General features: G+C 72.0%; 11 protein-coding genes and 2 pseudogenes. 8 read left to right on the top strand and 5 right to left on the bottom strand.

Annotated elements, in window-relative coordinates:
* The first annotated feature begins 193 nt into the window (after positions 1-193).
* Complete coding sequence (fliG, locus tag IEX89_RS05770) at positions 194-1231, top strand: flagellar motor switch protein FliG (protein ID WP_188910563.1); 1038 nt, start codon at positions 194-196, stop codon at positions 1229-1231.
* Between the two features lie 33 nt (positions 1232-1264).
* On the opposite strand, the gene IEX89_RS05765 is transcribed toward fliG, so the two are convergent.
* From IEX89_RS05765 to IEX89_RS24735, 3 genes and pseudogenes are all read right to left on the bottom strand, one after another.
* Positions 1265-3463, bottom strand: a complete 2199-nt coding sequence (locus IEX89_RS05765; RefSeq protein WP_188910561.1) for a ComEC/Rec2 family competence protein — start codon at positions 3461-3463, stop codon at positions 1265-1267.
* A gap of 476 nt (positions 3464-3939) precedes the next feature.
* A pseudogene (locus IEX89_RS24740) lies at positions 3940-4075 on the bottom strand (ATP-binding protein); the annotation flags it as partial.
* A 900-nt stretch (positions 4076-4975) separates the two neighbouring features.
* Positions 4976-5083, bottom strand: a pseudogene (locus IEX89_RS24735) (hypothetical protein); the annotation flags it as partial.
* 240 nt (positions 5084-5323) lie between these two features.
* Between IEX89_RS24735 and IEX89_RS05755 the strand changes: the two are divergent.
* From IEX89_RS05755 to IEX89_RS05745, 3 genes are all read left to right on the top strand, one after another.
* Complete coding sequence (locus IEX89_RS05755) at positions 5324-5500, top strand: hypothetical protein (protein WP_188910552.1); 177 nt, start codon at positions 5324-5326, stop codon at positions 5498-5500.
* A 186-nt stretch (positions 5501-5686) separates the two neighbouring features.
* Positions 5687-6025, top strand: a complete 339-nt coding sequence (fdxA, locus tag IEX89_RS05750) for a ferredoxin FdxA (RefSeq protein WP_188910550.1) — start codon at positions 5687-5689, stop codon at positions 6023-6025.
* Between the two features lie 405 nt (positions 6026-6430).
* The gene (locus tag IEX89_RS05745) at positions 6431-7024 is read left to right on the top strand and encodes a CarD family transcriptional regulator (RefSeq protein ID WP_188910548.1); all 594 of its coding nucleotides are present in this window, start codon (positions 6431-6433) and stop codon (positions 7022-7024) included.
* A gap of 79 nt (positions 7025-7103) precedes the next feature.
* Here IEX89_RS05745 and IEX89_RS05740 read toward each other — a convergent pair whose 3' ends face one another.
* Positions 7104-8312, bottom strand: a complete 1209-nt coding sequence (locus tag IEX89_RS05740; protein ID WP_188910547.1) for a YihY/virulence factor BrkB family protein — start codon at positions 8310-8312, stop codon at positions 7104-7106.
* A 294-nt stretch (positions 8313-8606) separates the two neighbouring features.
* Between IEX89_RS05740 and IEX89_RS05735 the strand changes: the two genes are divergently transcribed.
* Both IEX89_RS05735 and IEX89_RS05730 read left to right on the top strand, forming a co-directional pair.
* On the top strand, positions 8607-9533 hold the full coding sequence (locus IEX89_RS05735) for a 1-phosphofructokinase family hexose kinase (RefSeq protein WP_188910545.1): 927 nt from the start codon (positions 8607-8609) through the stop codon (positions 9531-9533).
* Positions 9534-9575: 42 nt separating this feature from the next.
* Positions 9576-10583, top strand: coding sequence for a 2-hydroxyacid dehydrogenase (locus IEX89_RS05730; protein ID WP_188910543.1), 1008 nt, complete (start codon positions 9576-9578; stop codon positions 10581-10583).
* A 72-nt stretch (positions 10584-10655) separates the two neighbouring features.
* On the opposite strand, the gene IEX89_RS05725 is transcribed toward IEX89_RS05730, so the two are convergent.
* On the bottom strand, positions 10656-12836 hold the full coding sequence (locus IEX89_RS05725; RefSeq protein ID WP_188910541.1) for a primosomal protein N': 2181 nt from the start codon (positions 12834-12836) through the stop codon (positions 10656-10658).
* A 300-nt stretch (positions 12837-13136) separates the two neighbouring features.
* Here IEX89_RS05725 and IEX89_RS05720 point away from each other — a divergent pair, with 300 nt between their 5' ends.
* Positions 13137-14072: a tyrosine recombinase XerC gene (locus IEX89_RS05720; protein ID WP_188910539.1), complete on the top strand. Its 936-nt coding sequence runs from the start codon at positions 13137-13139 to the stop codon at positions 14070-14072.
* A gap of 119 nt (positions 14073-14191) precedes the next feature.
* Positions 14192-15037, top strand: a complete 846-nt coding sequence (locus IEX89_RS05715; protein WP_188910537.1) for a response regulator — start codon at positions 14192-14194, stop codon at positions 15035-15037.
* Position 15038 lies beyond the last annotated feature (1 nt).

The following is a 15038-nucleotide window of genomic DNA, read 5'->3' as shown; positions in this document are numbered from 1 at the left end:
GTTCCGCAAGCGCCGTGCCAGGGGGAAGATGTTGAAAGATCGGCGTTTTTCGGCGCGATTCATGGCGCCGGCACGGCAGGATCGGCATGCCAGGCGGCAGGAATTGCCGGTCGCGCCCCGAAGCTTAACCGCCCGTTAACCCTCCGCGATGTGTGCTCTCCGGGCCTTGTCACGCCGCCCGGGACCCGAAGCCATGGCCGCCTCCGCCCTCACCGCCGCCAACGCCGCCGACGAGTTCGACAGCCTGCCCGGCCCCCAGCGCGCGGCCCTGTTCCTGCTGCTTCTCGGCGAGCAGCACGGCAAGCCGATCTGGGCGATGCTCGACGAGGAGGAGGTGCGCAGCGTCTCCCACGCCATGGTGCAGCTCGGCACGGTCGACGCCTCGACGGTGGAGCGGCTCATCGTCGACTTCATCCAGCGCCTGTCGAACTCGAGCGTGTCGGGCTCGGTGGAGCGTACCGAGCAGCTCCTGATGAAGGTCTTCCCGGCGGACCAGGTGGCCATCATCATGGCCGAGATCTACAACACGTCGGGCAAGCGCATCTGGACGCGCCTCTCGCAGATCGACGCCGAGATCCTGGCGAACTACCTGCGCTCGGAATATCCGCAGACCGTGGCCGTGATCCTCTCGCGCGTGCGCCCCGACCACGCGGCGCGGGTCTTGACCATGCTCCCCGACGATTTCGCCCTCGACGTCGTCAACCGCATGCTCAAGCTCGAGACCGTGCAGAAGGAGGCGCTCCACCACATCGAGGAGACGCTGCGGCTCGAGTTCGTCGGCGCCGTCGCCCAGACGGCCAAGCGCGATGCCCACGAGGCGATGGCGGAGGTCTTCAATGCCTTCGACCGCCAGACGGAGACGCGCTTCCTCTCCGCGCTCGACGACCTCAACCGCGACGCGGCCAAGCGCATCCGCCAGCTGATGTTCACGTTCGAGGACCTCACCAAGCTCGATCCCGCCTCCGCCCAGACGCTGATCCGCCAGGTGGACAAGACCGTCCTGTGCAAGGCGCTCAAGGGCTCGCCGGAGCCGGTGCGGACGTTCTTCCTCGGCAACATGTCCAGCCGCGCCGCCAAGAACCTCAACGAGGAGATGGAATCGCTCGGGCCCATCCGCATCAAGGACGTGGACGAGGCCCAGCTCGCGATGGTCAACCTCGCCAAGGAGCTCGCCGACAAGGGCGACATCATGATCTCGAAGAACCGTGCCGAGGAAGAGCTGATCTACTGAAGGCGACTCTCGGTTCCGCGCGCGCGATCGGCGTCACTCGCGCGCGAGCCAGGGCCGGGTCTCCGGCCGGCGGCGGACCGTCTCGAGGCGCGGGACGTCTGCCTCGAAGCGCAGCGTCGCGGCGCCGGTCGTCTCGAGCATGGCGCGATCGAGGACGATGCCGGCCTCGCAGCCGCGCGGCGCGGTGAGGCGCGCGACCACGACGGCGGCTCTCGCGCAATCCTCCGCGAAGGCGCCGGGCTCGCGCACGAGGGCGATCGCGCCGATGCCGGGGAGCACCGCGACGCAGCCCAGCGGGTCGCAGGCGACGCCCGCGGCGAGGCTCGGATCCGTGGGCAGGCGCGGGTCGCCGTCGGACTTGAGCCATTGCTCCAGCACGAAGTCGCCGGGATCGCCCAGGACGACGAGGCGCCCGTCGGCGGCGCGTAGCGCGACGCCGCGCCCGTCCCGGTCGACGTAGAGATCGGGGCGCGCGGGCGCCGTCGCGAGAGCGAGCCCCGCCGCGACGAGAGGAAGGGCGAGGAGGCGCAGCCGCGAGACGCTGAGCGTCACGACGAGGAGCCCGCCGACGAGGAGCCCCAGCGCGCCCACGTCGAAGGCGCGCACCACGACCTGCGATCCCGGCAGCGCCGCGACGGCTTCCGAGAAGGCGATCACCTGCCCCACGCCCGCGCCCATCGCCCGCCAGGCGAGAGCGTCGAGCCCGAGCGGCAGGAGCGCCATGCCGATGACGGCCGCGGGCATGACGAGGATCGTGACGACGGGCAGCGCCAGCACGTTGCCGAGGAGGCCGTAGGGGTTCGCGAGCTGGAAATGGTAGGCGGCGAAGGGACCCGTCGCCGCGGTGGCGATGAGCGTCGTCACGACGATGCCCATCAGATTGTCGCGCACCGCCCCGAGCGCGCGCCCGATCCGCCCCGGCGGCGGCGCGGGCGCGCGGGTGCGCGTCGCCTGCCATTCGGCGCCGGCGATGAGCCCGGCGACCGCGGAGAACGACATCTGGAAGGACGGGCCCACCAGCGCCTCCGGCTCGCGGGCGAGGACGATCAGCGCGGCCAGCGCGAGGTTGCGCATGGAGAGCGCCGGGCGGTCGACGAGGATCGCGCCGAACATGATCGTCGTCATGATCAGCGCCCGCTCGGTGGCGACGGCGGAGCCGGAGAAGACGCAGTAGATCGCGCCCGCGAGGATCGCCGCCGCCGCCGCGATCTTCTTGATCGGCCATCCGAGCGCGAGGACCGGGAAGGCGGCGAGGACGGCGCGCAGGCCGAAGAACACGGTGCCGGCGGCGAGCACCATGTGCAGGCCCGAGATCGAGACGATGTGGTAGACGCCGGCCGCGCGCAAGACGGCGTTCGTCTCCTCGGCGATGAGGCCGCGCTTGCCCGTGACGAGGGCGGCGGCGACGGCGCCGGGCTGGCCGCCGACGATGCCGGCGATGCGCTCGGTCAGCGCGTTGCGCGCCGCGTCGAGGCGGGCGGCGAGCCGCAGGGCGAGGTCCGGCGCCACGGGTGCTTCGGCGATCTCCGGATGCCCGTAGAGGCCGCCGACGGCGCCGATGCCGCGGAAATACGCCTCCTTGGCGAAGTCGTAGCCGCCCGGACGCACCGCTTCCGGCGGCGGCAGCAGGCGCACGCGCGCGACGATCCAGTCTCCCGGCGCGAGGATTGGCGCGTCCGGCGCGGCGCGCAGCGTGGCGCGCACGCGCAGGGGGCCGTCGCCGCGGACGGGCAGGTCGTGCTCGGCGATGCGAAGGACGATGCGCACGCCCCGCTCGCGGTCCTCCAGGCTCTCGACGAAGCCGGCGACCGTGCCGCTCGCGGGCGAGACGAGAACCGGCGCGGCGACGCTCGCCTGGCGATGCGCCGCCGCCGCGAAGCCGGCCGCGAGGAAGGCGAGGCCGGCGAGCACGATGCCGCCCGCGAGCGACCGATGGCGGATACGCGCCCAGGCGAGCGCGGCCGAGAGCGCGAGCGCTCCCGCGACCGCGCCGACGGGCAGGCTCGGACGGGCGTTCGCGCCGAAGAAGAGCAGGATGCCGAGCCCGAACAGGACGGCGCCCCAGGGCAGCAGCCGGCGCCGCTCGATCTCGACGAGCGCGGCCGTGGAGATACCTTTTGCGACCTCCGCCGCCGGGCCCGCCACGAGGCGGTGCCGGCGCCGCCACGTCGTGGCGAGCCATGCCGCGAGGACCCCCGCGCGTCGCTCCGCCTCGCTTCTCGCCGCACGCATGGAGCCCGTCCCGATCGCCTCGCGTGCGAGACTATCCGCCTCGGGTCACGAGTGCGCCTGCGGGAACGCACCTATATCATCAGACGCGAAGAGGGGAGTTTGCACGACCTTTACGCGTGTCGCTCATCCGGCGGCGAACAGGTCCGAGCCGCCGCTCTCCTGCGGCTCCTCCCAGGCGGCGGGGTCGCCGGGCGCGGTCTCGACGCCGAGATCGGGCAGGGCGACGATGCGCTGGCCGCGCAGGTCCGCGCGGGTCACGACGTGACCGCGGCTCTCCATGTACTGGACGAGCCGTCGCGCGCGCCCGGGCGAGCGCGAGCCGCAGGCACGGGCGATCTCGCCGTCGGGTGGGCAGGGCGCGCCCTCGAAGGCGGCGCGGGCGAGGAGGAGGTAGACGCCCTGGATGTCCTCGGGCAGGTCGGCGGCCGCGGACTCCGCGCGCGCCCAGCTCTCCTCGGGGATCGTCCCCGCCTCGACGCCCGCGCGGGCGACGGAGAGGCGCTTCTTGAAGGCGGCCAGCGTCGGCGCGTCGCCGGGCACGCGCTTGATGCGCAGGCGCACGAGAAAGTCCTGGTAGAGCACCGCCACCGAGCGGAAGGCGGCGTCCGGATCGGCGAGGAGGTCGCGCAGGATCTCGTCGATGGCGGCCGCGCGCGCCTGCGCCGCGTGGGCGAGCTCCTCCGCGCTCGGAGGCGTCGCCGTCTCGCCGCTCGCCGCGGGGCGGGCGCGCACGAGCTCGGCCAGGAGATCGTTCGTCGAGGGCGGCGGGGGAGGGGCGGGGCGACGCTCGGGGCGCGGGCGCATGGGCTCGGGCTCCAGAGGCGCGAGGATGAGATCGCGCGCGGCCTCCGCCGGCGTCTCCGGCAGGGGCATGAGCTTGGGGCTCGTCGAGCGCGCGGCGGTCTCCACCGTGCCGATGCGCACGGGCACGGGTCGGCGGGAGAGGGCGGGGCCGAGCGCGACGAAATGCCCGCGCGCGAGATCGCGGAAGCTCTCCGCCTGGCGGCGGTCCATGCCCAGCAGATCGGCGGCGCGCGCCATGTCGATGTCGAGGAACGTGCGCCCCATCAGGAAGTTGGAGGCTTCCGCCGCCACGTTCTTGGCGAGCTTGGCGAGGCGCTGGGTGGCGATGACGCCGGCGAGCCCGCGCTTGCGGCCGCGGCACATCAGGTTCGTCATGGCGCCGAGCGAGAGCTTGCGGGCGTCGTCGGAGACCTCGCCCGCCGCCATCGGCGCAAAGAGCTGCGCCTCGTCGACGACGACGAGCATCGGGTACCAATGGTCCCGGTCCGCGTCGAAGAGGCCGCCCAGGAAGGCGGCGGCGGCGCGCATCTGCTGCTCGGCGTCGAGCCCCTCCAGGCTGACGACGACGGAGACGCGGTGCTGGCGCACGCGCCCCGCGACGCGCACGAGGTCCGCCTCCGAGCGGTCCGCCTCGACGACGACGTGGCCGTACTTCTCGGCCAGCGTGACGAAGTCGCCCTCCGGGTCGATGACGCATTGCTGCACCCAGGGCGCGCTCTGCTCGAGCAGGCGCCGGAGCAGGTGCGACTTGCCCGAGCCCGAATTGCCCTGGACGAGCAGGCGCGTGGCGAGGAGCTCCTCGAGGTCGACGAGCATGCGCCCGCCGCCGGGCGCCGCGTTCTCCCCGATATCGATCCCGACCGTCATCTGCCGCCTCTCGCGCCTCCCCGCGCACCAGGTCCCCGCGGACGCCATCGATAGCACGCCGGGGCGCCCGCGCGATCCCCCGCATCCGGACCCTCCACAGCTTGCGACCATGCGCCCCGGCACCCATTCTCCGGGTCCCACCGTTCCGGCGGGTGCATCCCGCGACACTGGAAACGAGAGGAGACGACCATGAGCGGCGTCGAGACCAACGAACGTCCCTGGACGTACGAGCAGGTGCAGGAGCTCATCGCGATGGCACGCGAGAACGTGCCGGCGTCCATCATCAGCATGAAGACGAAGCGCTCCCAGCAGGCGGTGCACGCCAAGCTCTCCGAGCTCGGCCTGTCCGTGCCGCCGGAGGCCTGAGGCGCCCCTCCGCCCCGGGTGCCGGCGCCAGGCGCGCGACGCGCCCGCACGGCCGCGTCCGGGGCGGATCGTCGCAGGACCGTGACGAGAATTGAAACTATAGGTAGACTAGCTCGGTACGGCCTTGCGCCGGGCGCGGGGCCGCGTTACGGAGTGCGCCGTCGCTTCAGGGGAACGGATCGGCAGATGACCTACGTCGTCACGGAAAACTGCATCAAGTGCAAGTACATGGATTGCGTCGAGGTCTGCCCCGTGGACTGCTTCTACGAGGGCGAGAACATGCTCGTCATCCATCCGGACGAGTGCATCGATTGCGGCGTCTGCGAGCCGGAATGCCCGGCGGAAGCCATCAAGCCCGATACCGAGCCGGGCCTCGAGCAATGGCTCAAGGTCAATGCCGACCTGTCGAAGTCCTGGCCCAACATCACCCAGAAGAAGGACGCGCCCGCCGACGCCAAGGAGTACGACGGCATGGCGGGCAAGTACGAGAAGTTCTTCTCGGCGGAGCCGGGCGAGGGCGATTGACCGATCGCCCCCTGCGACGCGCGGTTTTCGTGGCCGAGCCGGGCATGCTACCGGCCCTCGGGTGTCGCAACCTGGCCATTCATTGCGATTTTCTTTGATTTATCAGCCGGCTCGTGGTACGTATGAGCCCTGCCGTTGAACGCGCCCCGCGCGCTGCAACCTCGCACGTGAAGCCATAAGCAGAACATGAGATCAGCTCACGCACCCCTCGACCGGGTCATTCCTCATCACGTCCCGGCGAGGTCGAGAGGGCGCTTTCCGTCACCGGCCGAATCTTGAAGGGGACTCCGTCGGAACCCGCGAGGGCCGGCGGAGTCGAGTCTTTTCGACCGTCGGACCCCTTTTCCGACGGCGCTGTCTGTGTCGCGGCTCGGGCTGCGGCGCGCAACAGGGAGCCTCCAACGCATGACGACCCCCAAGAAGACTGGGAAGACCTTGGGTTTCAAGGCGGGCGAAGCGATCGTGTATCCGGCCCACGGCGTCGGGCAGATCACGGCGATCGAGGAGCAGGAGATCGCGGGCTTCAAGCTGGAACTCTACGTCGTCAGCTTCGAGAAGGACAAGATGGTCCTGCGCGTCCCGACCGCGAAGGCGGCGACCGTGGGCATGCGCAAGCTCGCCGAGCCGGACCTCGTCAAGAAGGCGCTCGACACCATGTCCGGCCGCGCGCGCGTCAAGCGTACGATGTGGTCGCGGCGCGCCCAGGAATACGAGGCCAAGATCAATTCCGGCGACCTCATCTCCATCGCGGAGGTCGTGCGTGACCTCTACCGGTCCGATGCGCAGCCCGAGCAGTCCTATTCCGAGCGCCAGCTCTACGAGGCCGCCCTCGACCGCGTCGTGCGCGAGATCTCCTCGGTGAACAAGATCACCGAGACCGAGGCGTTCAAGCTCATCGAGGCGAGCCTCGCCAAGTCCCCGCGCCGCGCCAAGGGCGAGGCCGCCGAGGCCGAAGCCGAGGCGAACGACGGCGACGACCTGCAGGAGGAGGCGGCCTGATCGCCGCAGCTTTCGCGAGGACGAACTGAAAGAGCCCGGCCGAGAGGCCGGGCTTTTTTCTGCCCGTCTCCCGCTCGCATCACGGCGAGGGCGCGACGCTGTCCGCCGCCTGGGCGCCGCGGGTGCCCATCGGCGAGTCGGGCGGGACCGTGGTGTCGCGGGCGGTCTGGCGTTCCATCTCGGCGTTGAGCTCGGCGGCGAGGAGAATGATCGTGGTGGAGAGCCAGATCCAGACCATGAAGCCGACGACCGCGCCGAGCGAGCCGTAGGTCGCGTTGTACGAGCCGAAATTCGAGACGTACCACGTGAACAGCATCGAGAAGCCGACGAAGGCCACGGCGCCGATGCCTGCGCCCCACAGCACCCAGCGCCAGCGCGCGCGGGTGCGGCTCGGGCCGTAGCGGAAGATCAGCGCGAGGAGACCCGTCACCAGCACGAGGGCGATGGGGAAACGCAGCCAGCGCAGCAGCGTCTCGATCTCGGCGCCGAGCGGCACCGCGGCGAGCACCGCCGGCAGCACGGCCACCGCCGCGACGAGCCCGCCCCCGATCACGAGCGCGCCCAGCGTGAAGACGAGGGTGAGCGCGTTGAGCGTGAGGAAACCGCGCGCCTCCTCCTCGTCGTAGGCGACGTTGAGCGCGTCGAAGATCGCCTTCATGCCGGAATTGGCGCTCCACAGCGTCAGCAGCAGGCCGCCGACGAAGCCGAGCGTCAGCGATCCGCCGCCCTGCGCGGCGACGCGCTCCACCTCCCCCTCGATGACCTCGACGGCGCCGCTCGGGATCACGCCCGAGAGGGAGGCCACCTGCCGGCTCACCTCCTCGGGGGAGAAGAACAGGCCGTAGAGGGAGACGAAGGCGGCGATGGCGGGAAACAGCGCCAGCAGCGCGTAGAAGGTCACGCCCGCCGCGACCGCCATCAGGCGATCGCGGGAGAACTCGGTGAAGACGCGCTTGGAAATGTCGAGCCAGCCCGCGCGGGGGATCTGGCTCGGCGTCGCCGCATGCCGCCCGCGGGCGGGATCGCGGTCGGCTTCCCGGTCCGGGGTCTTGGAGGGGCGCGCGCGCGAACGCCCGCTCTTGCCGCTCGCGCCGTCCGCACGCGCTCCCGGGTCGCGCGGGCGTTCCCCGCGCGGGCGGTCGGGTTCGCCGGGCGCGCCGTCCCCCGGCCGCGGCGGGCGGCGCAGGAAGGCCGCCGTCGCGACGATGGCCGTCGCCGCGACGAGCCCGAGGGTGGGGATGCGCTCGCGGCGCTCGTCGGCGCGCGTGTGCGGGGCGGGGGCGTCCATGGCGTCGTATCCCGGTCGTGATCGTCGGGTATGGGAACAGGGTCGATGCTCGACGGTTCCCCGCCCGGCGCCGGAAACGGCCGCGCTCCCGCTGCGGCGTCCGGACATGCCCGCAATTGCGCAGCGCAGCGAAGTCGCCGAAGGTGGGGGCCTCACCCCGCCGTCGGGCCCGGCCTTCGCCGCACGGAACGAAAGGCCGGCCCGGACCGTCGACCGTACGACGCGCCGCTCACGACGGGCGCGCGCGAGCGAGCCCCTGCGAGCCCGCATCCCCCGAACTGCCTCGGAGTGCGCATGAAGCCCATCCTCACGCTCACCCTGAACCCCTCCGTCGACGGCGCGGCCGAGACGGACGTCGTGCGCCACACCCACAAGATCCGCACCTCGAACGAGCGCTACGATCCCGGCGGTGGCGGCATCAACGTCGCGCGGGTTCTCACCGAGCTCGGCGCGCCGGCCTGCTCCGTCTACGCCGCGGGCGGCGCGACCGGGGGCGTCCTCGACACGCTGGTCGGCCAGCGCGGCATCGCCTACACGCGCATCCCCATCCACGACGACACGCGCATCAGCCACGTCGTCTTCGAGCGCTCGTCGGGCAAGGAATACCGCTTCGTGCCCGAGGGGCCGCTCCTGCGCGAGGGCGAATGCGCGGCCGTCCTCGCCGAGATCGAGGGGCGCGACGTCGACTGGATCGTCGCCTCGGGCTCGCTGCCCCGCGGCACGCCGCCGGGCTTCTACGCGCGCATCGCGGACATCGTCGCCGCCAAGGGCGCGAAGCTCGTGCTCGACACGTCGGGCGCCGCGCTCGCGGATACGCTGGCCCATGGCGGGCTCCACCTCGTCAAGCCGAGCCAGGGCGAGCTCGAGAAGGCGGTAGGGCGCCCGCTGCCGGACGCGGATGCCATCGGCGCCGCCGCCATGGAATTCGTCGCCGCCGGCAAGGTCGACCTCGTCGCGGTGACGCTCGGCCACGAGGGCGCGATCCTCGTCTCGCGCGACGGCGTGGTGCGCAAGGCCGTGCCGCAGGTCGAGGTGCGCTCGGCGGTTGGCGCGGGCGATTCGTTCGTGGCCGGGATGACCTTCGGGCTCGCGACGGGCCTGTCCGCGAACGACGCCTTCGTGCTGGGCATGGCCGCTGGTACCGCCGCGGTGCTCACGCCCGGCACCGAATTGTGCAAGCGCGCGGACGTCGAGCGCCTGCGTACCCAGATCGGCGCCTGATTCCGGCCGTCGAGCGAAAAACGAGCGAGGACACAAAACCGCATGAAAGTCGTCGTCTTCAGCGCCAAGCCCTACGATCGCGCCTTCCTGCACGAGGCGGCACGCCCGCTCGGGCATGATCTCGTCTTCGTCGAGGCGACGCTCACCGCCGACAGCGCCGTGCTCGCGGACGGGGCGCAGGCCGTGTGCGTCTTCGTCAACGACCATTGTGACGCCGCCGCGCTCGAGCGCTTGGCAGGGCTCGGCGTGAAGCTCGTGGCCCTGCGCTGCGCGGGCTTCAACAACGTCGACCTACAGGCGGCCCGGCGGCTCGGCATCGCGGTGGCGCGCGTGCCGGCCTATTCGCCGCACGCGGTGGCCGAGCACACGCTCGCCCTCGTGCTCGCGCTCAATCGCAAGATCCACCGCGCCTACAACCGGGTGCGCGAGGGCAATTTCGCGCTCGACGGGCTTCTCGGCTTCGATCTGCACGGCAAGACCGTGGGCGTCGTCGGCACGGGGCAGATCGGCGCCATCGCCGCGGGGCTGTTCCAGGGCTTCGGCTGCACCGTGATCGCCCACGACATGTACGAGAACCCCGACTGCGTCGCTCGCGGCATCGCCTACGTCTCGCGCGAGGAGCTGTTCGCCCGCGCCGACATCGTCTCGCTGCACTGCCCGCTCACCCCGCAGACGCGCCACATGATCGACGCCGACGCCATCGCGCGCATGAAGCGCGGCGTGATGATCGTGAACACGAGCCGCGGCGCGGTGATCGACACGCCCGCGGTGCTGGAGGGGCTGAAATCCGGCCGGATCGGCAACCTCGCGCTCGACGTCTACGAGGAGGAGGGGGACCTGTTCTTCGAGGATCTCTCCAACACGATCCTCGGCGACGACGTCTTCGCGCGCCTGCTGACGTTCCCCAACGTGCTGATCACGGGCCATCAGGCCTTCTTCACGAAGGAAGCGCTCGGCAACATCGCCGACACGACGCTCGCCAACATCGACGCCTTCGCGAAGAGCGGCGCGCCGCTGCACGCGGTGTCGGTGGAGAAGATCGCGGAGTGACCTCCTTCCCTGTAGGGGAAGGAGGGGGTGCCCGCCTCGTCACCGGGGCCGAGCACGAACCGTGTTCGCCTGTCACAAGAAGCTCTGCGGATCGACATCCACCTGAACGCGGATGTTGCCCTTCGGGCGGGGGCCCGCGGCGAGCCAGTCGCGCAGGAAGCCCTGCAGGTCGCGTGTGCGGGCGGCGCGCACGAGGATGCGCACGCGGTGGCGCCCGCGGATGACGGCGATCGGCGCCTCCGCCGGGCCGAGCACCGAGAGGTCGGCGTCGATGACGCCCATCGCATGCGCCGCGCGCACGAGGGCGCGGGCGTGGGCGTGGGTGGCGTCCTTGTCGGTGCCCGAAACGACGAGGGCGGCAAGGCGCCCGAAGGGCGGCAGGCGCGCCGCCTCGCGCTGCGCGGTCTCCTCCGCATAGAACCGCTCCGCGTCGCCCGAGAGCAGAGCCGCGATCACCGGATGGCCGGGCTGGTAGGTCTGCAGATAGGCGCGGCCGGGCCGATCGCCGCGCCCGGCGCGCCCGGTCACCTGCTGCAGGAGCTGGAAGGTGCGCTCCGCCGCGCGCGGGTCGCCGGAGGTCAGCCCGAGATCGGCGTCGACGACGCCGACCACCGAGAGCAGCGGGAAATTATGCCCCTTCGCCACGAGTTGCGTGCCGATGACGATGTCGCAGGCCCCCGACGCGATCTCGTCGAGCTCGGCGCGCAACCGCTCCGCTCCGCCGGGGAAGTCCGAGGAGAGCGTGATCACGCGCTTCTCCGGAAAGAGCGCCGCCGCCTCCTCCGCGATGCGCTCCACCCCCGGGCCGCAGGGGACGATCGTGTCCACTCCGCCGCAGGAGGGGCAATGGCTCGGCGTGCGCTCCACGTGGCCGCAATGGTGGCAGACGAGCGCGCGGCGGAAGCGGTGCTCGACGAGCCAGGCGGTGCAGTTGGGACACTCGTAGCGATGCCCGCAGGCGCGGCAGAGCGTCAGCGGCGCGAAGCCGCGACGGTTGAGGAAGAGGAGCGCCTGCTCCCCGCGCGCGAGCGCCGCCTCCATCGCCGCCGCGAGGGGCGGTGCGATCCAGCGGCCCTGGGGCGGGCCGTCCTTGCGCATGTCGACGGCGGCGATCTGCGGGAGCGTACGCCCGCCGAAGCGCTCGGGCAGGCGAAGGTGCCGGTAGCGCCCGCGCTCGGCGTTCACCCGCGTCTCGAGCGAAGGCGTCGCGGAGGCGAGCACGAGGGCGGCGGGCTCGAGCCGCGCGCGCATCACCGCCATGTCGCGGGCGTGGTAGTGGACGCCGTCCTCCTGCTTGTAGCCGGCGTCGTGCTCCTCGTCGACGACGACGAGGCGCAGCTTGGCATAAGGCAGGAACAGCGCCGAGCGCGCGCCGACGATCACCTTGGCGGCGCCCGACGCGATGTCGGCGTAGAGCCGCTCGCGCTTCTTGCCGGTGACGCCGGAATGCCAGGCGGCGGGGCGCGCGCCGAAGCGTGCGGCGAAGCGGTCGAGGAAGGTCGAGGTGAGCGCGATCTCCGGCATCAGGACGAGGCTCTGCGCGTCCATCCGGAGCGCTTCCGCGATGGCCTCGAAGTACGCCTCCGTCTTGCCCGACCCGGTGACGCCTTCGAGCAGCACCGGTGCGGGGACGCCGCTCGCGGTCTCGCGCACGGCCTCGGCGAGGGCGCACGCCGCGGCGCGCTGCGCGTCCGAGAGGGCGGCGGGCGCATGATCGGGATCGGGGGCGGGGGGCTTCGGGTCGATCAGCGGGAGCGTCTCCAGCACGCCCTCGTCGACGAGCCCGTCGACGACGCCGGCGCTCACGCCCGCCTCCAGCGCGAGGTCGCGCTTCTGCCGCACGGCGCCGTCGGCGATGGCGGCGAGGACGCGCTCGCGGGCGGGCGTCATGCGCCGGGGAAGGGTCCCCGTCGGGCGCACGCCGACGCGCGTGGTCTCGGGCCGGTCCGGATCGGCGAGCTTGAGCGCCATGGGCAGGACGGCGCCGCGCGGCGCGAGCGTCCAATGCGCGACGAAGTCGAGGAGCGCACGCAGCGGATCGGGCAGGAGCGGTGCCTCGATCGGCCCCGAGAGCACCTTCAGGTTCGAGCCCTCGCCGGCCCGCAGCCCCCAGACCACGCCCACGGCCTCGCGCTGCCCGAAGGGCACGCGCACCGGCTGCCCGGGCACGAGCGTCATGCCGTCGGGGACGCGGTAGCTGAACAGGGTGTCGAGGGGCAGCGGGACGAGGACGTCCGCCAGCGTCTGAGGCATGGATCCGAGCGATGAGCGGGCGGCGTTGACGATTTGGTGAGCCTGTGCGGGGACACTTACGCGATCGACGCCGCGAGCGCCATGGCGGGACGAGACGAACGTGACCTTCGTGACCTGCACCGACCCGCTCCCTCCTTGCAGGGGAGGGGAATGCCGCCGCAGGCGGCCAGGGCTGGGGTCCGTCGCTAGACTCTCGCGGGTGGATCTCGGCTTCGCCGAGCACGCCTTGCGGCGTGCCCCATCCGTCTCGCCGCTTCGCGTCGATCCACCTTCCCCGACAGGGAAGGAGAGGGCTTGCCCATGATCGCCCCCGAAATCGACGCCGCTTTGCGGGCGCATCTCATGGCGCTCGCCACGGAGCGGCGTTATGCGCCGAACACGATCGAGGCCTATGGCCGCGACATCCGCCAATGCCTGACCTTCCTCGCCGAGCATCTCGGCGGGCCGCCGGACGCGGCGGCGCTCGTCGCGCTGCCGGCGCGCGACCTGCGGGCGTTCCTCGCCGCGCGGCGGGCGGACGGGGCGGTCGACGCCACGCTCTCGCGCAAGCTCGCCGCCGTTCGCGGCTTCGTGCGCCGCCTCTCCCGGGAGACCGGGATCGAGATGGCGGGCGTCGCCGCCGTGCGCGGGCCGCGGCGCAAGCGCGACCTGCCGCGCCCGGTCTCGCCTGCCGCCGCGATCGCGCTGACCGACCCGGATCTGCGTGCGGACGAGGACCGGCCGACCTGGGTGCTCGTGCGCGACGCCGCCGTGCTGGCGCTGCTCTACGGGGCGGGCCTGCGCATCTCCGAGGCGCTCGGCATCGCGCGACGGGACGCGCCGGTCCAGGCGGGCGTTCCTTTGCGCGTCGCGGGCAAGGGCGGGCGCGTGCGCGCCGTGCCGATCATCCCCGCCGTGGCGGAGGCGGTGGGGGCCTATCTTTCGGCCTGCCCGCATCCGCTCGCCCCGGACGCGCCGCTCTTTCGCGGCGAGAAGGGCGGGCCGCTCAACCCGCGCATCGTCCAGGGTGCCATGGCGCGGCTGCGCGGCGCGCTCGGCCTGCCGGACACGGCGACGCCGCACGCGCTGCGCCATTCCTTCGCGACGCATCTCCTGGGTCGGGGCGGGGACCTGCGGGCGATCCAGGAGCTGCTCGGCCACGCCTCGCTGTCGACGACGCAGATCTACACCCGCGTCGACGCGGGCAGCCTCCTCGCCGCCGTGGAGGCGGCGCATCCGCGTGCGCGCCGACGGTAGCGCACGCGGCTCGCCTCGCGCGATGGCTGCGGATGCGGGCGCCTCCGCCATCGGGGTAACCATATGAAAAGCATTCCCGCTTACCGTGAAATTCGTCATCCGAGACGGAAAGGAACCTCATGGTCGAGCGAGCCGCGCGCAGAGGAGCCGACGAGCGCCGTGCCGTGCGCGTTCTCGTCGCCGATCCCGCGGCGGGCGCGCGGCTGAGCCTCGCGGTCACGCTCAAGGGCTTCGACCCGGGCATGGAGGTGATCGAGGCGACCGGCGGGCGCGAGACGCTCGAGGTCCTGACCAAGAGCCGGCCCGACATCGCCTTCGTCAACGTCCACATGGAGGGCATGTCCGGCGCGGAGGCGATGGCGGTGGCGCGTCACCAGGGCGTGCGCCCGCTCACCATCCTCATGGCCGACGGCGTGATGAAGCACTGGGTCGACCTATCGGTCGAGCTCGACGCCTACGAGTTCCTGAAGAAGCCGGTGGACGTCGACCACGTCACCGCGCTCCTGAAGAACCACCGGCGCATGCGCCAGCCCCTGCGGCTGCTCCTCGTCGACCATTCGGATTCCGCGCGCGCCACCGTGCGCAAGATCTTCGAGCGCAGCCGCTTCCGCTTCGAGATCGACGAGACGGACGCCGGCCGCCATGCCCTCAAGCTCTTGCAGCTGACGAGCTACGATCTCGCGCTGTTCGACATGCACCTCAAGGGCATGGACGGGCTCGAGACCGCCTGCCAGGCCCGTGAGGTCGCGCCGAACACGAAGCTCCTGATCATGAGCGTCTCGCCCGGCGACAGCCTGCCCGGCGCGCTCAAGCATTTCGGTGTCGAGGCGCTGCTCGAGAAGCCCTTCTACATCCGCGACGTCGAGAAGGTCTTCCACAAGATCTACGGCCTGCGCCGGCCCTACCTGATGAACGCGCTGACCCCCGAGACCGAGGCGAAGGCCCGCGTCGCGGCGCTGCGCTGAG

Source organism: Salinarimonas ramus (genome assembly GCF_014645695.1).
Taxonomy (GTDB): domain Bacteria; phylum Pseudomonadota; class Alphaproteobacteria; order Rhizobiales; family Beijerinckiaceae; genus Salinarimonas; species Salinarimonas ramus.
Note: the sequence above shows the minus strand (reverse complement) of the source record. Positions and strands in the feature narration are given on the sequence as shown.